We start from the raw sequence: 21642 nt of genomic DNA on the forward strand, positions 1-21642 counted from the left end.
ACGGTCACGCTGGCCGACCGGCCTGGCAAGCCAGGCGTAGTAGGCCTGCCGGGAGAAGCCCAGCACCCGGCACGTCACCGCGACCGGCACCCTGATCGGGGCGTCGGCTGCGGCCAGGTCACGGACGAGCGGGTAGGTCATTTTGGGTTGACATCCCGAGCCAGGTAAGCCGCAGCCCGGCGCAGCACCTCGTTTTCCTGCTCCAGCAGCCGATTACGGCGCTTGAGCTCACGCAGCTCCTGCGACTCCTCGCGGGTCACGCCGGGCCGGTTGCCGTCTTCGATGTCAGCGGCGCGCAGCCAGTTGGACAGACACGACTCGGAGATCCCGAAGTCTTTCGCGATCTGCGTCAACGGCGCACCGCCCTGGCGGGCGACCGCGACCACGTTGTCCCGGAATTCGCGGGGGTAGGGCTTGGGCACAGCAAACATCCTTCCAGCAAGGCCAGCAGCCTCACAGGTCAGGTGTCAACCAAAGCCTGGGCAGTCCCACCTGCGGCACGCGTTCGCGACGTTCCTGCTGACCGGTGGTGTGGAGCTGCGGACGGTCATGGAGCTGCTGGGGCACTCCACGATCCGGCTGACCGCCGACACGTACGGGCACGTGCTTCCGGCAACCGCGCGCGGCGCGTCCGACGTGATGGACGGCCTGCTGCGCAGGGGCAACGGTTGAACCTCTTGGCTACACCGTTGGCTACATTTTCCAACTACACAGTGTTGTAAGTCCGGGTGGAGCTGAGGGGACTTGAACCCCTAACCCCCGCCTTGCAAAGGCGATGCTCTGCCAGTTGAGCTACAGCCCCAGGAAGTGGCGCTGCTTCACGGAAGGCGCCGTCTCGACGGAGGCAACGCCCAAGAAACAGCACCGTGGCCCGACGGCTGGATCGCCGCCGGGCCGGAGTGTGTTCCGAGCCGGGTCGGACCCGGCCCGATGCTATTAGCGAAGGTCAGGAGACGTGGTGGCCTCGTGCCAGAGCGCACGCTCGTCGTTCGCGTCCTTGACCTTCTTCGCCACCAGCGCAGCGACGCCGACAACCGCGGCGACGATCAAAAGCTTCTTCACCATCTGTCCCCCTAGTTGCGAATCTCGCCGGCCGCGGACGGTCGACGCAACGGCTCGGGAGTGGGGCTAGCTGGAATCGAACCAGCGACCTCATCGTTATCAGCGATGCGCTCTAACCGACTGAGCTATAGCCCCCTGCGCGAGCCTGAAGATTACCCCATGGCTGCCCGGTCGGCGCCACCCGGGGTCGGCGTGGCGACGCAGTGCACCCACCGCGGGGTGTCGACCCTGCGGCATCGCCGACGGTACCAGCGAAACCCCGCACCGGCCGCCCGAATCGGGTCCGCAGAGACGATTCCGGCCCGGCACCTCGCGGGCGCCGGGCCGGATCGGTGGACCTGGCTCAGTCCTTCTCCGACAGCGTCACCTCGATGCCACCGACGAGGTCGGAGCACACGTTGTAGATGAACGCGCCGAGCGTGGACAGTGCGGTGAACAGCACCATGTTGACCACGCCGAGCAGGGCTGCGACACCGATCACACCCTTGGCGGTGATCTGCAGGTTGAAGCCCTTGCCACCGGAACCGGCGGAACCGATCAGCGAGGTGAGCGTCTTGTTGATGCTCTCGAACACGCCCATCGTGTCCAGCGCCAGGTAGAGCACCGAGGTGGCCACGACCATCACGATGAACAGCACCAGCGACACCGCGAAGGCGAACTTCATCACCGACCAGGGGTCGATGCGCTTGAGGTGCAGACGCGCCCGCCGCGGGCCGCGCGAGGCGGCGGCCGACACGGTTGCCCGTGCCGCCCGGACCGCGTCGGCGACCTGCGCCTTCGCCGGGCCGGCGTCCGGTGGTGCGGACACCGGGCCGGTCGGCGGCGGGTTCATACCCGGCGGCCGAACGAACTTGCTCGTGGCCGACGGGTCGGCCGAGGGCACGGTGGCGCGCCCGACGGTCCTGTTGCCCTGCCCGTTGGCCGAGGGGCCGGAGCGCGCCGCGGCGGTCTCGTGCGTCTTGGCCTCAGTCATACGTCAGTCCTGTTCCTCGGGCTCGTCCGCGTTGCGGGTGATCGCCACCAGCGTCACGCCCGCGGGAAGGTCCATCAACTTGACCCCCATTGTGTTCCGGTCCCGGGTCCGCCGTACAGGCTTCACCGGAGTCCGGATTACTCCGCCGTTGGACGTGATAGCGAACAGCTCGTCCTCGGGCGACACCGCGAGTGCACCGACAAGTTGACCACGCCGGGTGGTGATCTTGGCGGTCAGCACCCCCTTGCCTCCCCTGTTCTGGGTGGGGTATTCCTCCACGGGCGTCCGCTTCGCATAGCCGCCGTCGGTGGCCACGAGGATGTCCATACCCTCCTTGACCACCTCCATCGTCAGCAGCACGTCCCCGTTGGTGAACCGCATGCCGATCACACCGGCGGTCGCCCGCCCCATCGGCCGCAGCGAATCGTCGGTCGCCTTGAACCGGATGGCCTGCGCGTTCGCGCTGACCAGCAGCAGGTCGTCCTCCGGCCCGATCAGCGCGGCCTTGACCACCTCGTCCTCGTCGCGCAGGTTGATCGCGATGACCCCGCCGGACCGGTTCGAGTCGAAATCGGACAGCTTGGTCTTCTTGACCACGCCGCTCTTGGTGGCGAGCACCAGGTACGGCGCGACCTCGTAGTCGGCGATCTCGATGACCTGCGCGATGTGCTCGTCCGGCTGGAACGCGAGCAGGTTCGCCACGTGCTGGCCCTTGGCCGCGCGGCTCGCCTCGGGCAGCTCGTACGCCTTCGCGCGGTAGACCCGGCCCTTGTTGGTGAAGAACAGGATCCAGTCGTGCGTCGAGCAGACGAAGAAGTGGCTGACCAGGTCGTCCTGCCGCAGCTGAGCGCCCTGCACGCCCTTGCCGCCGCGCCGCTGCGACCGGTACAGGTCGACCTTGGTGCGCTTGGCGTACCCGCCGCGGGTGATCGTCACCACGACGTCCTCGCGGGCGATCAGGTCCTCGATCGACACGTCGCCGTCGAACGGGACGATCTTGGTGCGCCGCTCGTCGCCGTACTTGCGGACGATCTCGGCGAGCTCCTCGGAAACGATCTTCCGCTGCCGCTCCGGCTTGGCCAGGATGTCCTGCAGGTCGGCGATGGCGGCCTCGATGTCGGCCAGCTCCTGGATGATCTTCTGCCGTTCCAGGGCGGCCAGCCGGCGCAGCTGCATGTCGAGGATCGCGGTGGCCTGCACCTCGTCCACATCGAGCAGCTCGATCAGCCCGGTACGGGCGGCGTCCGCGCTCGGCGAGCGGCGGATCAGCGCGATGACCTCGTCCAGCTGGTCGAGCGCCTTGACCAGACCGCGCAGGATGTGCGCCCGCTCCTCGGCCTTGCGCAGGCGATAGCGCGTGCGCCGGACGATGACCTCGATCTGGTGCTTGACGTACAGCAGCAGGAACTGCGCCAGGTTGAGGGTGCGCGGCACGCCGTCGACCAGCGCCAGCATGTTCGCGCCGAACGTCTCCTGCAGCTGGGTGTGCTTGTACAGGTTGTTCAGCACGATCTTGGCGACCGCGTCGCGCTTGAGCACCAGCACCAGGCGCATGCCGGTACGGCCGGAGGACTCCTCACGGATGTCCGCGATGCCGTTGATCTTGCCTTCCTTGACCAGCTCGGCGATCCGCTCGGCCAGGTTGTCCGGGTTGACCTGGTAGGGCAGCTCGGACACCACCAGCATGGTCCGGCCCTTGGCGTCCTCCTCGACGTCCACTACCGCGCGCATCCGGATCGAGCCACGCCCGGTCCGGTACGCGTCGAGGATGCCCTGGGTGCCGACGACCAGGCCCTTGGTCGGGAAGTCGGGGCCCTTGACGATGCCGATCAGCGCCTCGAGCGCTTCTTCCTCGGTGGCGTCCGGGTGCGCCAGGCACCACTGCACGCCGTCCGCGACCTCGCGCAGGTTGTGCGGCGGGATCCGGGTCGCCATCCCGACCGCGATCCCCTCGGACCCGTTGACCAGCAGGTTCGGGAACCGAGCCGGCAGCACGTCGGGTTCCCGGGTGGTGCCGTCGTAGTTCGGCGAGAAGTCGACGGTGTCCTCGTCGATGTCCCGCAGCATCTCCATGGCCAGCGGGTCGAGCCGGCACTCGGTGTACCGCATGGCGGCGGCCGGGTCGTTGCCCGGGGAACCGAAGTTGCCGTTGCCGTCGATCAGCGGCGCCCGCATCGACCACGGCTGGGCCATCCGGACCAGCGAGTCGTAGATCGCCGAGTCGCCGTGCGGGTGGTAGTTACCCATCACGGCGCCGACGACCTTGGCGCACTTGACGTACCCCCGGTCGGGGCGCACGCCGTCGTCGAACATGCCGTACAGAATCTTGCGGTGGACCGGCTTGAGGCCGTCCCGCACCTCGGGCAGCGCGCGGCCGACGATCACGCTCATCGCGTAATCGAGGTAGGACCGCTGCATCTCGACTTCGAGCCCGACCGGCTCGATCCGGTCTCCGCCGCCCGGCGGCACCGTCGTCTCGGTCACGAATTACCTCTTCGCTGTGGATATCGCTGTGGATAGTGTGGATGATCAGCCACTCAGCGTGGCCGCAAGGTCACCGATCGACTCGGAGCATCTGATCCGTACTCAGATGTCGAGGAACCGGACGTCCTTGGCGTTGCGCTGAATGAACTCCCGACGCGACTCCACGTCCTCACCCATCAGAACGCTGAACAACTCGTCGGCGGTTGCGGCGTCGTCCAAACTGACCTGTGACATCAACCGCGTGGCCGGGTTCATCGTGGTGTCCCACAGCTCGTGATAGTTCATCTCACCCAGACCCTTGAACCGCTGGATGTCGTCCGGCTTCGCGTTCGGCCGCTTCTCCTGCCGCAGCGCGAGCAGCCCGTCGCGCTCCCGGTCGGAGTACGCGTACTGCACGTCGTCGGCCTTCTTGTTCCACTTGATCTTGTAGAGCGGCGGCCGGGCCAGGTAGACGTGGCCCATCTCCACCAACGGCCGCATGAACCGGAACAGCAGCGTCAGCAGCAGCGTGGTGATGTGCTGGCCGTCCACGTCCGCGTCGGCCATCAGCACGATCTTGTGGTACCGCAGCTTGCTGATGTCGAAGTCCTCGTGGATGCCGGTGCCGGCGGCGGTGATGATCGCCTGGACCTCGTTGTTCTTGAGGACCCGGTCGATCCGCGCCTTCTCCACGTTCAGGATCTTGCCGCGGATCGGCAGGATCGCCTGGATCTGCGGGTTGCGGCCCTGCTTGGCGGAGCCGCCGGCCGAGTCGCCCTCCACGATGAAGATCTCGCACTCGCGCGGATCGGTGGACTGGCAGTCGGCCAGCTTGCCCGGCATCGAGCCGGCCTCCAGCAGGCTCTTGCGGCGGGCCAGCTTGCGCGCCTGCGCGGCGGCGGCGCGGGCCCGGGCAGCCGCGGACGCCTTGGTGATGATCACCTTGGCCTCGCTGGGGTTGCGCTCCAGCCAGTCGACCAGCCACTCGTTGCAGACCCGCTGCACGAAGCTCTTCACCTCGGTGTTGCCGAGCTTCGTCTTCGTCTGCCCCTCGAACTGCGGCTCGGCCAGCTTCACCGAGATGATCGCGGCGAGCCCCTCGCGGATGTCCTCGCCGGTGAGCTTGTCGTTGCCCTTCAGCAGCTTCTTGTCCGCGCCGTACTTGTTGATCACGCTGGTCAGCGCGGCCCGGAAGCCCTCCTCGTGGGTACCGCCCTCGATCGTGTTGATCACGTTGGCGAACGTGTACACGCTCTCGCCGAACGACTCGTTCCACTGCATCGCGATCTCGACCGACATGCCGTCGGTCTGCCCGTCGAACGAGATGATCGACTTGTGGATCGGTGACTTCTTGGCGTTGAGGTGCGCGACGAAGTCGGCGATACCGTTCTCGTACTGGAAGGTCTCGGTGACGATCTCCGGCTGGTCGTCGGACGTGCGCTCGTCGGTGAAGACGATCTTCACGCCGCCGTTGAGGAACGCCGTCTCCTGCAGCCGGCGGTGGATCGTCTCGTGGTTGAACTCGACCGACTCCATGATCGAGCCGTCCGGCCAGAACGACACGCTCGTCCCGGTGCGCTCGGTGCGCTCACCCTGCTCCAGCGGACCCGGCTTGGAGTGCTCGTAGTTCTGGTGCCAGGTGTAGCCCTTGGTCCAGATCTCCACCTCCATCCGGACCGACAGCGCGTTGACCACCGAGACGCCGACGCCGTGCAGGCCGCCGGACACCGCGTACGCCTTGCTGTCGAACTTGCCGCCGGCGTGCAGCACGGTCATGGCGACCTCGACGCCGGGCTTCTTCAGCTTCGGGTGCAGGTCGACCGGGAAACCACGGCCGTTGTCGATCACCCGCACCCCGCCGTCGGACAGCAGGGTGACCTCGATCTCGTCGGCGTAGCCGGCCATCGCCTCGTCGACGGCGTTGTCCACCACCTCCCAGACCAGGTGGTGCAGGCCACGCTCGCCGGTGGAGCCGATGTACATGCCGGGGCGCTTGCGGACCGCCTCCAGGCCCTCCAGGACCTGGATCGACGCTGCCGTGTAGTCGCTCTGCTTCTGCTTGGGGGCTGCCACCCTCTGTCACTTTCTCCGCGAGCCGGCAGTGGAGCCGGGTGCCGGGCCGCGAGGGTCGGGCGAACGCGGGCAGCGAACGGCACGCGCACCCGCCCGCGGCGGGCCGGGAAGGGATTCCGGACCTGGTGCATCGAACCGGACATCCCGCCGTCGGCCGGATGTCGGCCCACGCCCCCTCAGCACGAAGGTCGTCGGGGTCGGCGGCCCAGCGGCCGAGACCCCGCGGCCTCCCACGCGTGCCGATCGATCCCCGCGCTTGCGGGTCGAACGGCTGAACTCCACGTCAATATTACTTGGCTCTGCCGACATAACCGCGATGCGGCACCCCTGACGTGGCCGAGAAGACCAGAAAAAGCGGGTGGACGCACCCCCCTACCAGGATGGGGGACCCGTGCGGCCTCGGCGCGGCAGGCCCGGTAGACCGAGCCGGAACCCCGGCGCGAACGCTCCGGCACGTCGGGCGGTGCGGCCGCGACGAGCCCCCGCCACGATACCCGGGTGCCTCGGCGCGAACGGGTCGAACCGGACAGCCGACCGCCACCGTCCGAGTGCTCACCGAGGACCCGGCGGGCATCCGCCCGATACCGTCGGCGGTCGATCACCCACCGCGACCCACCCGTACCCGGCGGCCGGCCCGCGGAAGTTCGGATCGGTGCCCAACCGAACGGCGGCCTGCTCCATCGGTACGGGTAGCAGGATCGGGAGGGCGGATGAACCCACAACAACGGCGGGACTACGAGTCCTACATCGCGGGCCGGGTGGCGTCGCTGCGCCGCACGGCGTACCGGCTCGCCGGCAGCTGGGACGCCGCCGACGACCTGGTGCAGGACACGTTCGTCAAGCTGTACCTGCACTGGGCGAGGGCGACGGCCGCGCGGTCGATCGACGCGTACAGCCGGCGCATCCTCGTCAACACCTTCCTGGAACAGCTGCGCCGACCGTGGTACCGACGGGTGCTGTCGTTCGGCTCGCCACCCGACCGGCCGGTCCGGCCGGTCGACCACGACGGCGCGCTCGACCTGCGGGCCGCGCTCGGTCGGCTCGCCGCCGGCCAGCGCGCCGTGGTGATCCTGCGGTACTGGGAGGGTCTGGACGTGGCCGAGACCGCCGAGGCGCTCGGTTGCTCCGAGGGCACGGTCAAGAGCCAGACCTCCGCCGCCATCGGCCGGCTCCGCCGCCTGCTGCCCGAGTACGCGGGCCTGGTGCAGCCGGCCGGGACAGACAGGAGCACGGCATGAACGACGAGAAACTGCGCGAGCTGTTCACCAGCGCCGAGCCGGTCGACGAGCCGCCGCTCGCCCCCGGGTACCTTGCCGCGACGACGGCCGCCGCGGACCGCGCGGTGCGGCACCGAAGGCTACGACGGACGGTGGTCGGCGGCGTCGCGGTGGTGGCGCTGGCCGCAACCGGGTTGGTCGTCCAACCGCAGCTGTCCGGTACGACGACGCCCCGGCTCACCGGCGCGGCGGCGGGCGGCGGCAGGTACGACCCGCTGGTGTCGCGGCTGGCGCCGAAATGGATACCGAGCGGCGCGACCTCCTGGGACGTGAGCACGACCGAGGACCGGATGCAGTCGATGCGGTACATGCGCTCGGTGCCCGACCCGAAGCGGCCGACGGACACGATCAAGATCGTTTGGACGGTCGAGCTGACCCTGTTCGCGCCGGGGCAGCAGCCGGTCCCGGGCCACACCTGGCAGGACGGACCGTTGGAGGGCCTCAAGTTCGGCAGCGGGACGAAGGTCGATCCGGTGCAGGGTCTGCCCGCCGAGGTGCTCGCCGACCCCAACGGCTACACCCTCGGCTGGGTGTACCCGTCCGGCGCGCACGCGGTCGTCACGATCCCGTGGGCGGTGCAGAGCGCCGGCGCCGACAAGAAGGAAGTGGTCGAGAGGCCCGCGTTCGGTGACCGTACTCCGGCGGTGGCCCGACGGATCGCCGAGAGCCTGCGCGTCGACGGCCATACACCCTTGAAGTTCCCCTTCTCCCTGCGCCTGCCGGCCGGCCAGCACGTCATCGGCGCGAGTACGACGAACACGACGGACGGCAGCCAGGTCGGGCGGGGCGCGATGCTGACGTTCACCAGCGACGCCCGGCAGAAGAACTGGTCGACCGTCGACGTCAACTCGGACATCGCACCGGGCAAGCACGTCACCGTACGGCACGGCTTCATGCTCACCGTGAAGGCCGCCCGCGGCGTCGACAAGGACGCGCTGATGCGGGGACTGCGGATCTTCGGCTGGCCCGGGGATCCGGGTGCCTGGCGGGCCGATCCGGTCCTGCCCTGACCGACCCGCCTCTCTCGCTGCCGCCGGGACTCTCCCCGGCGGCAGCGCCGTGCAACCCCGCGGACGGCCGCCCGCATCTGCAGTACGGAGAGCACGGGGAGGGGCCACGGTGCGCGCTGACTGGGAGCACGAGTACGTCGAGTACGTACGGGCGCGGCTGCCGGTGCTGCGGCGCACCGCGTACCAGCTGGTCGGTGACGCGCAGCGAGCCGACGACGTGGTGGCGCAGACGCTGACCGACCTGTACGTGCGCTGGCGGCGCGCCCGTCGCGCCGACCACCTGGACCCGTACGTGCGCCGGATGCTGGTCAACGCGTTCCTCGGCGACCGGCGCCGCGCGTGGTCCCGGGTACGGCTGCTGGCGGAGCTGCCCGACCGGCCCGCCCCGACCGACGACGGCGCCGAGGACCGCGACCTGGTACGGCAGGGCCTGCTCGCGGTGCCGCCACGGCAGCGCGCGGTGCTGGTGTTGCGATTCCTGCACGACCTGCCGGTCACCGAGGTCGCCGACCTGCTCGGCTGTTCCACCGGCACGGTCAAGAGCCAGACCGCGCGCGGGCTGGCCACGTTGCGGCAGGCGCTCGGGGTCTCGGCCCCGGCCGCCGCGGAGAGGAACGTCTGATGAACGACCAGGAACTGCTGGCGCCGCTGCGCGAGCTGGAACCGCCGCCGACGAACGCCGATCTGGTGACCGACGCCGTCCGGCGCGGTCGACTGGTCCGGCGCCGGCGCAGCCGGACCCTCGCCGGTACCGCCGGGGTGGTGGCGCTGGCGCTCGCCGGCGCGGGGGTCGCGGTGGCCGTGTCGCCCGACGCGCCGCCGCGGAAGGTCGGCGCCGCACCGTCCGCGGCCGCGACGGCGCTGCGCACCGCCGGTCGCCCGCCCACCACGGCGCCGCAGCGGTTCGACCCCGCGACCATGTGGTTCTCGCTGGGTTGGCGACCGGATCGCGGCACCTACTGGCAGCTCGACACCAGCGAGTACCGGCAGCGGATCCGGTGGCTCGCCGGCGATCCCGGCGCGGGGGCGGCCGCCGGTGGCTCCGTTGCGGTCGAGCTGTTCGCCGGCGGCGCCGGCTGGGAGGACCCGTTGAACGACGGGATCGGCGCCGGGTTGGACGACCGCCCGGCCAACCGGGAGCCGCCGCACGGCACCACCGGTCCCACCATCGACGGCACACCCTCGTACTGGCTGGACTCCGGGTTCGCCGGCGCCGAACTGGCCTGGCAGTGGGCGCCCGGCGCGTACGCGGTCGTCGCGGTGGACCGGCTCGGCGGCGCCGACGACCGCGCGACGGCACTGCGGCTGGTGCGGGCGATCACGGTACGGCGGGAGGCGGTGCGGTTGCCGTTCCGGATGGCCGCGCCGCCGAAGACGCTGCCGCTGCGCGCGGTGCACGCGTACCTCTCCGGTGCCGACTACGGCGCGACGGTGACCTACTCGGAGCGGGCCTCGATGCTCGGGCCGACACGTGCGGCCCGCATGGTGGCGTTCCAGTTGCTCGCCGACGATCGGCGGGGCAGCAACGGCAACCACAAGATCCCCGACCCGAACACCACCATCGACGGCCACCCCGCCTGGTACTCGACCAGCAGCTTCGGCAACGAGAGCACCTGGCTGTACGACGTGTCCGGCAACCTGATCAAGGTGGACACCTGGGACGCGCACGGCACCGAGCAGCTCGGCGGCGCCGGCAGCACCACCCGGTACGCGAAGCGGATCCACCCGGTGTCCGATCCGACGGACCGGGCCGGCTGGGCGGCGATGCCGCACTGACAGGTCGTGGTACTTCGACTGCGCCGCAACGGATGCCGTCGACCGGTGTGCGCCGGTCGACGGCATCGCCGACCGGCTCAGCCGTACGTGTCGCCCGGGCCCGGGCCGGGCACCCGCAGCGGGCCGTGCCGCCAGGACGGCGCGGCCGGGCCGTGAATGCGCAGCCGCTTGACCGGGCTGGGCCGCACCTCCTGCGCGATCTTGGCCAGGATCTTCCCGCTCAACAGCCGCAACTGGGTCGCCCAGGCCGTCGACTCCGCCTCGATCGTCAGCTCACCGTCGACCAGCTTCACCGGCCGGCAGTGCGCGGCGATGTCCGTCCCCACGACGCGTTCCCAGGCGCCGAACACGGTCGCCTCGGCGGCCGGTTGCTGCCAGCCGCGGTCCCGGACCAGCTTGCCCAGCAGGGCGCCGAACGGTTGCGGATCGCGCGGATCCGGTCCGGGGCCGGAGTAGCCACGCTTGCGGTACCGCCGGGGGTCGCCGCCGCGCGACCTCGTCGACCGGCCGCGCTCGCGCTTCGCCTTCGCCGCGGCCAGCACCGCCCGAGCCAGCTCCGGCCCGGCCAGCCCGTCGGATGTCCCGTCGGCGTCCACTGCGCCGTCACGATCGTCGCCCGACTGGCCGGCCCGTTCGCCGGGCAGCGCCTCGGATCTGCCGTTGTCGCCGTCTCCCCGGCGGCCCCGGCCACCTGCCGGGCCGTCGCTCCGCCCGGCGTCCGGCCCACCGTCTCGGCCGGCGTCCCGGCCCCGGTCGCCGCTCCGCCCGGCGTTCCGGGCACCGTCTCGGTCGCCGTTCCAGTCCCGGTCGCCGCTTCGGCCGGCGTTCCGGGCACCGTCTCGATCGCCACCCCGAGCGCCGTTTCCGTCCGCGTTCCGGTCGCCGCTCCGCCCGGCGTTGCGCCCGGTGTCCCGGTCGCGGCTCCGCCCGGTGTCCCGGTCGCGGCCACGCCCGGTGTCGCGGTCGTTGCTTCGGCCGGTGTTCCGGTCGGCGGATCCGGTGCGGTCAGAGGACACGGCGCACCTCCCCGGCGGCCACGTCGTACCGCCCGCCCTGCAACGCCGCCGGCACGTCCGCGGCGACCGCGCAGGTGACCAGCACCTGGTCGGCGCCGCTCACCAGGTCGGCGAGCCGCTCCCGGCGGCCGGCGTCGAGCTCGGCGAACACGTCGTCGAGGATCAGCACCGGCTCGGCCCCGGTACTGCGCAGCAGCTCGAAACTGGCCAGCCGCAACGCCAGCGCGACCGACCAGCTCTCGCCGTGGCTCGCGTACCCCTTGACCGGCAGGTCACCGAGGCGCAGCAGCAGCTCGTCGCGGTGCGGGCCGTGCAGGGTGGTACCGCGTTCGACCTCCTGCGGGCGGGCCTTGGCCAGCGCGGCCGACAGCCGGGCGGCGAGCACGTCCCGGTCGGCGGTCAGCTCGGCGTCGCCGTCGGCCGACAGCGTCGACCGGTACGCCGCGTGCACCCGGCCGCCGCCCCGGCTGACCGCGTCGTACGCCTTCTCCAGGTGCGGGGCGAGCGCGGCGACGAGCTCCAGCCGGCCGGCGACCAGGTCGGCACCGTGCCGGGCCAGATGGCTGTCCCACACGTCCAGAGTGCGCAGGTCGGTCGCGGCGCTCGACTCGCCGTCGCTGCCGTGGCCGCGCCGCCCGGCCCGCCGGGCCAGGTACGAGGTGCGCAGCAATGCGTTGCGCTGCTTGAGAACCCGGTCGTAGTCGGCCCGCACGCCGGCGTAGCGGGGGAAGCGCGACACCAGCAGCTCGTCCAGGTAGCGTCGCCGCTCGGCCGGGTCGCCGCGCACCAGCGCGAGGTCCTCCGGCGCGAACAGCACGGTACGCAGGGCGCCCAGGATCTCGCGCGCCCGCGGCACCGGCGACCGGTTCAGCCGGGCCCGGTTCGCCTTGCCGGGCACCAGCTCCAGCTCCAGCACCAGCTCGCGGCCGTCGTTGACGACGACCGCGCGGATCACCGCCCGGGCGGCACCGGCCCGGACCAGCGGGGCGTCCGACGAGACCCGATGGCTGCCCAGCGTGGCCAGGTAGCCGAGGGCCTCCATCAGGTTCGTCTTGCCCTGCCCGTTCGGGCCGACGAACACGCTCGGACCTGGGGACAACGACACCGACACCTGTGGATAACTGCGGAAGTCGACAAGCTCGACCGCTCGGACGTACATCCCTCGATCCCCCAGATGTCGCCGCCGGCCGCGGACAGCTCGGCCGTCCGCGGCCCCGGTGGACGGCTCAGCCGTCCGCGTCCTCCTTGACCGCGTGCCCACCGAACTGGTGGCGCAGCGCGGCGACCGCCTTCATCGTCGGCGATTCCGCCTGGCGCGAGGCGAACCGGGCGAACAGCGAGGCGGAGATGACGTTCAGCGGAACGCCCAGCCGGATCGCCTCCTCGACCGTCCACCGGCCCTCACCGGAGTCGGCCGCGTACCCGGCGATCTTGGCCAGCTTCGGGTCGTCGTCGAGCGCCCGGTCGAGCAGGTCGAGCAGCCAGGACTGGATGACGGTGCCCTTGCGCCAGGACTTGATCGCGCCCGGCACGTCGTCGACGATCTCGGATGCCTCGAGCAGCTCGAAACCCTCCGCGTACGCCTGCATCATCCCGTACTCGATGCCGTTGTGCACCATCTTGGTGTAGTGCCCGGCGCCGACGCCGCCGGCGTGCACGAACCCGAACTCGCCCTCCGGCTTCAGCGCGTCGAAGATCGGCTGCGCCTTGGCGACGTTCTCCTCGCTGCCGCCGACCATCAGCGCGTACCCGTTCTGCAGGCCCCAGACACCGCCGGACACGCCGCAGTCGACGTAGCCGATGCCCTTGGGGGCCAGCTGCTCGGCGTGGATCTTGTCGTCGGTGAACCGCGAGTTACCGCCGTCGACGACGACATCGCCCTCGGACAGCAGCTCGCCGAGCTCCTCGACGGTCTGCCGGGTCGGCTCGCCGGCGGGCACCATCACCCACACCACGCGCGGCGCGTCCAGCCGCTCCACCAACTCGGCGAGGCTGGCCACGTCGGCAACGTCCGGGTTCCGGTCGTATCCGACCACGTCGTGCCCGGCACGACGCAGCCGCTCCCGCATGTTGCCGCCCATCTTGCCGAGACCGATGAGCCCGAGTTGCATGTCCCCTCCAGATTCCGCTCCGCCGGCGACGCGTGCACCGGGATGTCGGTGCCGATCGCCCCGCGACGACGGTACGCGGGTGCCGCACCGTCGCCGCCACCCGGCACCGCGGCTGTGGTCGGCTACTGGTTGGCGAACCGCACCGGCATGATCAGGTACCGGTAGGAGGTGTCGTCGTCGTTGTCCTCGGTGCTGCCGGACACGACCGCCGGCTTCATCGGGTCGACGAACGACAGCCTGGCGATCGGCCGCCCCAGCTGTGCCAACCCGTCGAGCAGGTACTGCGGGTTGAACGCGGTGGTCATCGGCTCGCCGTCGTACTCGCACTCCAGCGCCTCGGAGGCACGGGCGTCCTCGGTGGCGCCGGCCTCGACGACCAACCCGTCGGACGAGAACGACAGCCGGACCGGGTTGTTCCGCTCGGCGACCAGCGCGACGCGCTTGACCACCTCGGCCAGCGCGGCCGCCGGCACCCGGGCGTGCGAGGTGAACTCGGCCGGGAAGATCGACCGCAGCGGCGGGTAGTTGTCGCCCTCCAGCAGGCGGCTGGTGGTGCGCCGCTCGCCGCCGGCGAAGCCGATCATGCCCTCGCCGGCACCCGGCGCGGACAGCGCGATGCCGACGGTGCCACCGAGCGGACCGAGGGCCCGCGCGGTCTCGCTCAGGGTGCGGGCCGGCACCAGCGCGGACAGGCTGGTGTCCGCCTCGTCCGGCTGCCACTCCAACTCGCGCATAGCGGCCCGGTAGCGGTCGGTGGCGAGCAGCGTCAGCGTGTTGCGCTCCAGCTCGAACTTGACGCCGGTGATCATCGGCAGCGTCTCGTCTCGGCCGGCGGCGATCGCGACCTGCGCCACCGCGGTGGCGAACAGGGCGGCGTCGATCCGGCCGGCGGAACGCGGCATCGCCGGCAGCGCCGGGTAGTCCTCGACCGGCATCGTCGGCAACGTGAACCGGGCACTGCCGCAGGTGATCTCGACCCGGGAGCCCTCGGTGGCGACGTCGACCGGCTTCGCCGGCAGCGCCCGGGTGATCTCGGCCAGCAACCGGCCGGAGACCAGCACGGTGCCCTCCTCGTCCGGCTGGACGTCGACCTGCACCTGGCTGGAGACCTCGTAGTCGAAGCCGGACACGGTCAGCCGGCCGTCGCCGACGGCGAGCAGCACGCCGGCCAGCACCGGCACCGGTGGCCGGTTCGGCAGGCTCTTCGCGGTCCAGGCGACGGCGTCGGCGAGCGCATCCCGCTCAACCCGGAATTTCATGCGGTCCCTCCTGGGAGAGCGTCGGTCGGTCGCCGGCGTCGGGCACGCAGCGGCGCGCGGGTCGGCTGGTCGTGGCGCAGGCCCGTCCGGAGGACCTTACGGGCACCCACCGACAACTCGACGGATGCCCGGCCCGTCCGGGGCGTGCGCTGCGGGTCTCGATTCTAAGGGCCCGGTCGAGTCGTTGCGGACGGTTCTCCTCGCCAGAGGCTGCTCGGGGCCCTTCCTGCTGCCCGGCACCCAGACGATTGGCTTTTTGTTCTCTTAGAAGAACTCACCCATCAACGTCATAGGGGCTGTGGAAACTGTGGAGAACCGACGTTTTCCCTGATCCGGACCGGTTGAGGGGTGTGGGGAAGCTGTGGGCGCAGCGGTTGATGACTCGGCGAGTCGTCCACAGGCGGTCGGCCGGCCGTCGGTTGTCCACCCGTTGTCCCAAGGCTTGCCGGCTTATCCACCACACTGTCCCCAGGTCTTCCCCAGGGTTGTCCCCAGGCCGAATCATGATCGACAACCGGTGGAAATCTCTGTCCACCGGCCGTCCACACGCTGTCCCCAGGACACGCCGGGTTGACCACAGGCAATCCACCGATTTGTCCACAGACCTTGTGCACAGCATGTTGATACAGCTGTGGATGACGCTGTGGATCGAGCCCGTGTGAGGCTCGTCGCTTTCACATCGAGGACCCCGAACGGGGGTGTGGACGACGCCCACGACGCTCGGAAACCGCTTGCCGCGGCGCGCGCGGGTACCCGGTCGGCGCTCGTGGCGAGGTGTGGACGCGGGCCAAGCCGTGAGCCGGTCTACGGCTCCTGCTGCTTGATGCGGTTCGTCAACTCGGCGATCTGGTTGTAGAGCGTGCGCCGCTCGGCCATCTGTCGCCGGATCTTGCGGTCCGCGTGCATCACCGTGGTGTGGTCCCGACCGCCGAACGCCTGGCCGATCCGCGGCAGCGACAGGTCGGTCAGCTCCCGGCACAGGTACATGGCCACCTGCCGAGCGTTGGACAGCACCCGGGTACGGGAGTGCCCGCGCAGGTCGTCCATGCTGACGCCGAAGTAGTCGCAGGTCAGTTCCATGATCTGCTCGGAGTTGATCTCCGGCCCGGCGCCGTCCGGGATCAGGTCGCGCAGTACCTCCTCGGCCAGCGCGATGTCGACCGCCGCCCGGTTCAGGCTGGCGAACGCGGTGACCCGGATCAGCGCGCCCTCCAGCTCCCGGATCGAGTTCTGGATCCGGGAGGCGATGAACTCGAGCACGTCGAGCGGCGCGTACAGCCGCTCGTGGGCCGCCTTCTTCTGCAGGATCGCGATCCGCGTCTCCAGGTCGGGCGGCTGGATGTCGGCGAGCAGCCCCCACTCGAACCGGGTACGCAGCCGGTCCTCCAGCGTGGACAGCTGCTTCGGCGACCGATCCGAGGTGATGACGATCTGCTTGTTCGCGTTGTGCAGCGTGTTGAAGGTGTGGAAGAACTCCTCCTGGGTGCGCTCGGCGCGCTCCAGGAACTGGATGTCGTCGATCAGCAGGATGTCGGCATCCCGGTAGCGCCGCTGGAACGCCTGCATCTTGTCGTCCCGCAGCGAGTTGATGAAGTCGTTGGTGAACTCCTCGGTCGACACGTACCGCACCGAGCGGGCGTTGCCGAGGCTCGCGGCGTAGTGCCCGATCGCGTGCAGCAGGTGCGTCTTGCCGAGCCCGGACCCGCCGTACACGAAGAGCGGGTTGTACGCCTTGGCCGGTGACTCGGCGACCGCGATCGCCGCGGCGTGCGCGAACCGGTTGCTGGAGCCGATCACGAACGTCTCGAAGGTGTACTTCGGGTTCAGCCGGCTGACCGCGTCGGCGCCGCGCCCGCTGTAGTCGCGCAGCTGCCCACCCGGCCGTACCGACGGGGACGGGTCGCCGCGGCCGGTGCCCTCGGAACCGGGCCGGTGACCGCGGTCGGTCCGGGTGGCCGCCGGCCGTACCGGATCGGCGCCGCCGGTGTCCGCGGTCCGCTGCGGTGGTGCGGGCGGGCCGGCGGGGGCCGGCGCGGTACGCCGGGGCGGCGCCGCCGCGCGCCCGGTGGCGGGGATGTCGAGCCCGGGCAGTTGCGGCGCCGGGATGCCCAGCGGCAGCTGGCCGTCGGGTGCGGCCGGCTCGGACTGACGGCGGTACTCACCGGGCTCGGCGCGGTCCGCCGCCGGCGGGTAGCCGGCCGGCGCGCCGCGGTAGCCACCGCCGTCCGGCCGGTAGTCGCCGGTCTCGGGCTGGTAGTCACGCCCGTCGCGCCGGTAGCCGGAAGGGTCGTGCCGGTAGCCGTCCTGCGGATAGCCCGGCCCGTCCTGCGGGTAGCCGCCGCCGTCCTGGGGGTAGGCCGGGGCATCTTGCTGATAGGCCCGCCGATCCGGCGGGAAGTCCGCGTTCTCCGCCGGGTATCCGGTGGACTCGGCCCGGAAGCCCGGCCCGTCCGGCCGATACTCCGGTGGCTCGGACCGGTAGTCGGTCGGCGCCGGGGGGTAGTCGGGCGCGGCGCGCGGGAAGTCGGGGGCGGTCGGGGGCAGCGCGGCGCCGGGGTCGGCGGACACCTGGTCCGGATCGTCCGACGGCTGGACCGCGACGGCCAGCTGGATGGTGCGCCCGAGGCGGCGCGAGAGCGCCTCGGTGATGGCCGGCCGCAGCCGGGACTCGATCGCGTCGCGGGTGAACGGGTTCGGTGCGGCGATGAACGCGGTGTCCTCGACCAGCGCCAGCGGGCGGGTCAGCCGCAGCCAGGCCTGCTGCTGCGGGGAGAGGGTCTCGTTGGCGAGCTCCTCGGTCGCCGCGACCCACACGGCGGCAAGGTTGACCGCGTCGTCGCCCACCGCTGCGCACCCCCTCGCCATCGCGGGCAGCCCCGGTGCTCGGCTGCTGCCCGACCGGCGGCGGCGAACCCGCTGTGGAGCATCGTACGGCGCCGTGAGCAGCAGACTCGCAAGTTATCCACAGGGCCATCCACAGCCTGTGGATCGTTCTGGAGTTTCCAGTATCAACCAGGGACGAACTGCGCGAACCCGATTCGCACAGACTCCGGTGAGAGGCCGCGATGCCGGACGCCGGCACGCCCGTACACGGTCGCACACCGCATCCAGGTGCCATCGAGCCGGGTGCACCGGTAACCGGCGACGCTAACAGCGCGGAGGCCGCCGGTACAAGATACAGACGCTCACCTGGTGTTCGCGGCGACGGGCCGCCGGCGGCGCGGTGCTGGTCGACGGCGCCCGCCGGCGCGGCGCGGCGTCGGCGGGCCGCGGGTCGGTGGTGCCCGGCAGCGTTTGATACGGTAGAGCGGCATGTCTGCGCCTCGTGGGCGCTGTCCGATGACCTGAGGGTCACGGTACGCGGTCGGGGGTCGCCGACTCTCGGCGCGCCAGCAGTTCCCGGCGCCGGCCGTACTTCCTGACGGTACCTGATCTTGGAGAACTCGACGTGAGCAAGCGCACCTACCAGCCGAACACCCGCCGGCGCGCGAAGACCCACGGCTTCCGGCTGCGCATGCGCACGCGTGCCGGTCGCGCCATCCTGGCGGCTCGCCGCCACAAGGGCCGCGCCCGCCTCTCGGCCTGATCCGTCCCTCGACACGCTGAGTTCATCGTGCTGCCGCCCGCCGCGCGGCTGCGTCGCCGCGCCGAGTTCGCCGCGACCACCCGCGGCGGGCGTCGTGCTGGGCGGGGCGCGCTCGTCGTGCACCTCGCGACCCCCCAGGCCGGGACGAACCGGGACGCACCGTCGAGCGGCCCGCGGTTCGGCTTCGCCGTCTCCCGGGCGGTGGGCAACGCGGTGATCCGCAACAAGGTCCGCCGCCGGCTGCGCCACCTGGCCAGCGAACGGTTGGACCAACTGCCGGCCGGTACCACCGTTCTGGTGCGGGCCCTGCCGGCCGCCGCGGACCGGACGTTCCAGCAGCTCGGCCGCGATCTCGACGCCGCGCTCGCGGCCGCCGCCGCACCCCGCGGCAGCCAGCGCCGGAAAGCCCCCAGGGCGGGCGATGCCTCGTGAACGCCGCCACGTACCCACAGAGCGACGCTGGCTTGCCGGCCGGCAGGGTGGGTCGGGTGCTGATAGCCCCGATCGTCGCGTACCGTCGTTGGATAAGCCCGGCACTGCCGGCTCGCTGTCGGTTCCATCCCTCGTGCAGCGCATACGCGCTACAGGCCGTGACGGTACACGGCGCGTTGCGCGGGGCCGGCCTCGCGATCTGGCGGCTGCTGCGTTGCCAACCGTTCCACCCGGGCGGGTACGACCCGGTGCCGCCACCTCGGCACCGCGCCGATGTGACTGGAGCCTGAGTAGTGAGTCTGGACTTCCTCTACACCGCGATCTCGTGGGTCATGCTGCGCTGGCACGCCCTCTGGGACGCCATCGGACTCGGCAACAACCAGTTCCTCGGTACCGACTGGGACTGGGTGCTCGCGATCGTGTTCCTGGTGATCACGATCCGCGCCGTGCTGTTCCCGCTGTACGTCAAGCAGATCAAGTCGCAACGCGCCATGCAGGCGCTGCAGCCCAAGATCAAGGAGCTGCAGGCCAAGTACAAGGGCGGCGACAAGCAGGCGATGCAGCAGGAAATGATGGAGCTGTACCGCAAGGAGAAGGCGAACCCGCTGATGGGCTGCCTCCCCCTCGCGCTGCAGGCGCCGGTGCTGCTGTCGCTCTTCCACGTGCTCCGGCACCTGAGCAAGGTCACCGGGGACCACAGCAACTCGTTCAAGCAGCTGTACGGCTGGACCGCCGCGCAGTTCGACAGCGCCTCGCACGCGCACCTGTTCACCGCGCCGATCGCGGCGAGCTTCAAGTCCGACCAGGCCACCCTGGACGCGCTGAACTCCAGCGCGATGACCGTCCGGATCGTCGCCGGCGTGCTGATCGCCGCCATGATCGTCACGACGTTCCTCACCCAGCGGCAGATGATCGCCCGCACCGGCTACGCCACCGATCCGCAGCAGAAGATGATCCAGCGGGTCATGCTGTACGGCGTCCCGGTGATGCTGCTGGTCTCCGGTTCGATCTTCCCGATCGGTGTGGTCATCTACTGGACCACGTCCAACCTCTTCTCGCTCGCCCAGCAGAGCTGGATCCTGCACAAGTACCCGCCGCCGCCGAACGCCGCGAAGGCCGCCGCCGACGCCGGCAAGCCGCTCAAGGGCAAGGCCGCCGAGGAGGCGCGCAAGGTCGTCGAGCAGCGCCGCGAGGCCGCCAAGGCGCTCGCGCCGAAGCCGGGCGCCAAGCCGGTCCGCAAGCGCACCGCCACCGGCACGGCCGCCGGCACCGAGTCCGGTACCAACGGGGCCAGCCGCGCCGCCGGCAGCCAGCCCGCGAAGAAGACCGGTGCCCAGCCGGCCAAGAAGACCGGCGTTCAGCCGGTGAAGAAGGCCGCGGCGCAGAAGCCGTCCAAGAAGGCAGCGCCGGGCCAGGCCCCGGCGAAGACCGGTCAGTCCGGTACGTCGAAGTCCGGCACCGGCCGCACCGGCAAGGGATCGACCAACGGCGCGAAGGTACCGGGATCGTCCGGCACCACCGCGTCGGGCAAGCGGAAACCGGGCTCGTGAGTCGTGCCGCGGCGACGGTGGCACCCTGTCAGGGAGAGCCGATTCGCCGCGGAGCCGACCGGCGTGGGCGACGGTCGGCGGCGTGCCCGGAGCGCGCCGACAATACAGACTGACCGGCGTTTCGTGGAAACGCCCAGGGGACTTGGAGTAACACTGCCGTGACCGATACCAGTACCAACGCGGTGGAAGCCGACGAGAAGCCCGAGGCGGCGAACGACGCGCCGGCCGAGGAGTCGACGTCGGAGAACGGCGGCGCGCGGGCGGCGTCGGACGACTCCGAGGCGCTGTTCAGCGAGAGCGAGATCGCTGCCGACTACATCGAGGGCCTGCTCGACATCCTCGACTACGACGGGGACATCGACGAGCTCGTCCAGTCCGGCCGGCCGGTGGTCGAACTGGTCGGCGACGACCTGGACCCGCTGATCGGCCAGCGCGGCGCCACGCTGGAGGCGCTGCAGGAACTGGCCCGGCTCGCCGTCTTCCAGCACACCGGTTCGCCGAGCCGGCTGCTGCTCGACGTGGGCGGGTTCCGGGCCGCGCGGCGCAAGGAGCTCGGCGCGATCGCGAAGAACGCGGTCGAGAAGGTGCGCGAGCACGGCGATCCGGTGAAGCTGGAGCCGATGAGCGCGTTCGAGCGCAAGTGCGTGCACGACGTGATCAACGAACTGTCCGATGTGGAGAGTGAGTCGGAGGGCGTCGAGCCGCACCGGCAGATCGTGGTGCGGGCGGTGAGCTGACCCAGCCGTACGAGGAAAGGCCGAGCCTGCTGGATGCGGGGCTCGGCCTTTTTCGTGCGCTCTGATCGGGGCGGGTTCTGCGCGTCGGGTGTTCGGGGGTTGGGGTGTGAAGGCCACCTCTGTTCGTGGTTTGACCCCTTGTGGGGGAACGTGGGGAGGGGGCTTCGCCCCTCCCCACACCCCTCCCCGTCAAGGGGGCAGTCGCCCCCTTGACCATCCCCCGTCGGGGTAGCGGGGACGAGGTCCGGACGCCGCCTGGCCGTCTCGGAAGGTCGGGGACCGGTGTTCGGGCGGGACGCCGCCTGGCCGTCTCGGAA

General features: G+C 70.9%; 19 protein-coding genes, 2 tRNA genes and 1 pseudogene. 10 read left to right on the forward strand and 12 right to left on the reverse strand.

Annotation, left to right across the window (positions count from 1 at the left end; genetic code table 11):
* Positions 1-422: pseudogene (locus tag NUM_RS13175) on the reverse strand (transposase); the annotation flags it as partial.
* Between NUM_RS13175 and NUM_RS13180 the strand changes: the two are divergent.
* A complete protein-coding gene (locus NUM_RS13180) occupies positions 415-672 on the forward strand; it encodes a tyrosine-type recombinase/integrase (protein WP_207125120.1) in 258 nt (85 codons plus the stop codon). The pseudogene NUM_RS13175 and the gene NUM_RS13180 overlap by 8 nt on opposite strands.
* 57 nt (positions 673-729) lie before the next feature.
* On the opposite strand, the gene NUM_RS13185 is transcribed toward NUM_RS13180, so the two are convergent.
* The 6 genes from NUM_RS13185 to gyrB form a co-directional block, all read right to left on the reverse strand.
* A tRNA-Ala gene (locus NUM_RS13185) sits at positions 730-802 on the reverse strand.
* Positions 803-936: 134 nt separating this feature from the next.
* Positions 937-1065, reverse strand: coding sequence for a DLW-39 family protein (locus NUM_RS37175; protein ID WP_211255515.1), 129 nt, complete (start codon positions 1063-1065; stop codon positions 937-939).
* 58 nt (positions 1066-1123) lie between these two features.
* Positions 1124-1197: transfer RNA gene (locus tag NUM_RS13190), tRNA-Ile, on the reverse strand.
* A gap of 208 nt (positions 1198-1405) precedes the next feature.
* Positions 1406-2035, reverse strand: coding sequence for a DUF3566 domain-containing protein (locus NUM_RS13195; protein ID WP_207125121.1), 630 nt, complete (start codon positions 2033-2035; stop codon positions 1406-1408).
* Positions 2036-2038: 3 nt separating this feature from the next.
* Complete coding sequence (gyrA, locus tag NUM_RS13200) at positions 2039-4519, reverse strand: DNA gyrase subunit A (protein ID WP_207125122.1); 2481 nt, start codon at positions 4517-4519, stop codon at positions 2039-2041.
* Positions 4520-4621: 102 nt separating this feature from the next.
* On the reverse strand, positions 4622-6571 hold the full coding sequence (gene gyrB / locus NUM_RS13205; RefSeq protein WP_207125123.1) for a DNA topoisomerase (ATP-hydrolyzing) subunit B: 1950 nt from the start codon (positions 6569-6571) through the stop codon (positions 4622-4624).
* A gap of 710 nt (positions 6572-7281) precedes the next feature.
* On the opposite strand from gyrB, the gene NUM_RS13210 reads away from it, so the two are divergent.
* From NUM_RS13210 to NUM_RS13225, 4 genes are all read left to right on the forward strand, one after another.
* Complete coding sequence (locus tag NUM_RS13210; RefSeq protein WP_207125124.1) at positions 7282-7809, forward strand: SigE family RNA polymerase sigma factor; 528 nt, start codon at positions 7282-7284, stop codon at positions 7807-7809.
* Entirely contained in the window at positions 7806-8858 is a 1053-nt protein-coding gene (locus tag NUM_RS13215) for a hypothetical protein (protein ID WP_207125125.1), read from the forward strand. Before NUM_RS13210 ends, NUM_RS13215 begins: the two co-directional genes overlap by 4 nt.
* 109 nt (positions 8859-8967) lie before the next feature.
* Positions 8968-9480: a SigE family RNA polymerase sigma factor gene (locus NUM_RS13220; protein WP_207125126.1), complete on the forward strand. Its 513-nt coding sequence runs from the start codon at positions 8968-8970 to the stop codon at positions 9478-9480.
* Positions 9480-10634: a hypothetical protein gene (locus tag NUM_RS13225; RefSeq protein WP_207125127.1), complete on the forward strand. Its 1155-nt coding sequence runs from the start codon at positions 9480-9482 to the stop codon at positions 10632-10634. The genes NUM_RS13220 and NUM_RS13225 overlap by 1 nt, the downstream gene beginning before the upstream one ends.
* 77 nt (positions 10635-10711) lie before the next feature.
* Here NUM_RS13225 and NUM_RS13230 read toward each other — a convergent pair whose 3' ends face one another.
* From NUM_RS13230 to dnaA, 5 genes are all read right to left on the reverse strand, one after another.
* A complete protein-coding gene (locus NUM_RS13230; RefSeq protein WP_207125134.1) occupies positions 10712-11278 on the reverse strand; it encodes a DciA family protein in 567 nt (188 codons plus the stop codon).
* A 361-nt stretch (positions 11279-11639) separates the two neighbouring features.
* Complete coding sequence (gene recF / locus NUM_RS13235) at positions 11640-12809, reverse strand: DNA replication/repair protein RecF (protein ID WP_207125128.1); 1170 nt, start codon at positions 12807-12809, stop codon at positions 11640-11642.
* Positions 12810-12876: 67 nt separating this feature from the next.
* Positions 12877-13761: a phosphogluconate dehydrogenase (NAD(+)-dependent, decarboxylating) gene (gene gnd, locus NUM_RS13240; RefSeq protein WP_207125129.1), complete on the reverse strand. Its 885-nt coding sequence runs from the start codon at positions 13759-13761 to the stop codon at positions 12877-12879.
* Between the two features lie 122 nt (positions 13762-13883).
* Positions 13884-15020, reverse strand: a complete 1137-nt coding sequence (gene dnaN / locus NUM_RS13245; RefSeq protein ID WP_207125130.1) for a DNA polymerase III subunit beta — start codon at positions 15018-15020, stop codon at positions 13884-13886.
* Between the two features lie 804 nt (positions 15021-15824).
* The gene (gene dnaA / locus NUM_RS13250) at positions 15825-17864 is read right to left on the reverse strand and encodes a chromosomal replication initiator protein DnaA (RefSeq protein ID WP_308440568.1); all 2040 of its coding nucleotides are present in this window, start codon (positions 17862-17864) and stop codon (positions 15825-15827) included.
* 604 nt (positions 17865-18468) lie between these two features.
* Here dnaA and rpmH point away from each other — a divergent pair.
* The 5 genes from rpmH (at position 18469) to NUM_RS13275 (ending at position 21325) form a co-directional block, all read left to right on the forward strand.
* The gene (rpmH, locus tag NUM_RS13255; RefSeq protein WP_084131065.1) at positions 18469-18606 is read left to right on the forward strand and encodes a 50S ribosomal protein L34; all 138 of its coding nucleotides are present in this window, start codon (positions 18469-18471) and stop codon (positions 18604-18606) included.
* Positions 18607-18633: 27 nt separating this feature from the next.
* Positions 18634-19038, forward strand: a complete 405-nt coding sequence (gene rnpA, locus NUM_RS13260) for a ribonuclease P protein component (protein ID WP_207125132.1) — start codon at positions 18634-18636, stop codon at positions 19036-19038.
* Between the two features lie 56 nt (positions 19039-19094).
* Complete coding sequence (gene yidD, locus NUM_RS13265) at positions 19095-19328, forward strand: membrane protein insertion efficiency factor YidD (protein ID WP_203966544.1); 234 nt, start codon at positions 19095-19097, stop codon at positions 19326-19328.
* A 42-nt stretch (positions 19329-19370) separates the two neighbouring features.
* The gene (gene yidC / locus NUM_RS13270) at positions 19371-20588 is read left to right on the forward strand and encodes a membrane protein insertase YidC (RefSeq protein WP_207125135.1); all 1218 of its coding nucleotides are present in this window, start codon (positions 19371-19373) and stop codon (positions 20586-20588) included.
* 158 nt (positions 20589-20746) lie between these two features.
* Positions 20747-21325, forward strand: coding sequence for a Jag family protein (locus NUM_RS13275; RefSeq protein WP_207125133.1), 579 nt, complete (start codon positions 20747-20749; stop codon positions 21323-21325).
* Positions 21326-21642: the final 317 nt, after the last annotated feature.

The organism is Actinocatenispora comari (assembly GCF_017312725.1).
Lineage (GTDB): Bacteria > Actinomycetota > Actinomycetes > Mycobacteriales > Micromonosporaceae > Actinocatenispora > Actinocatenispora comari.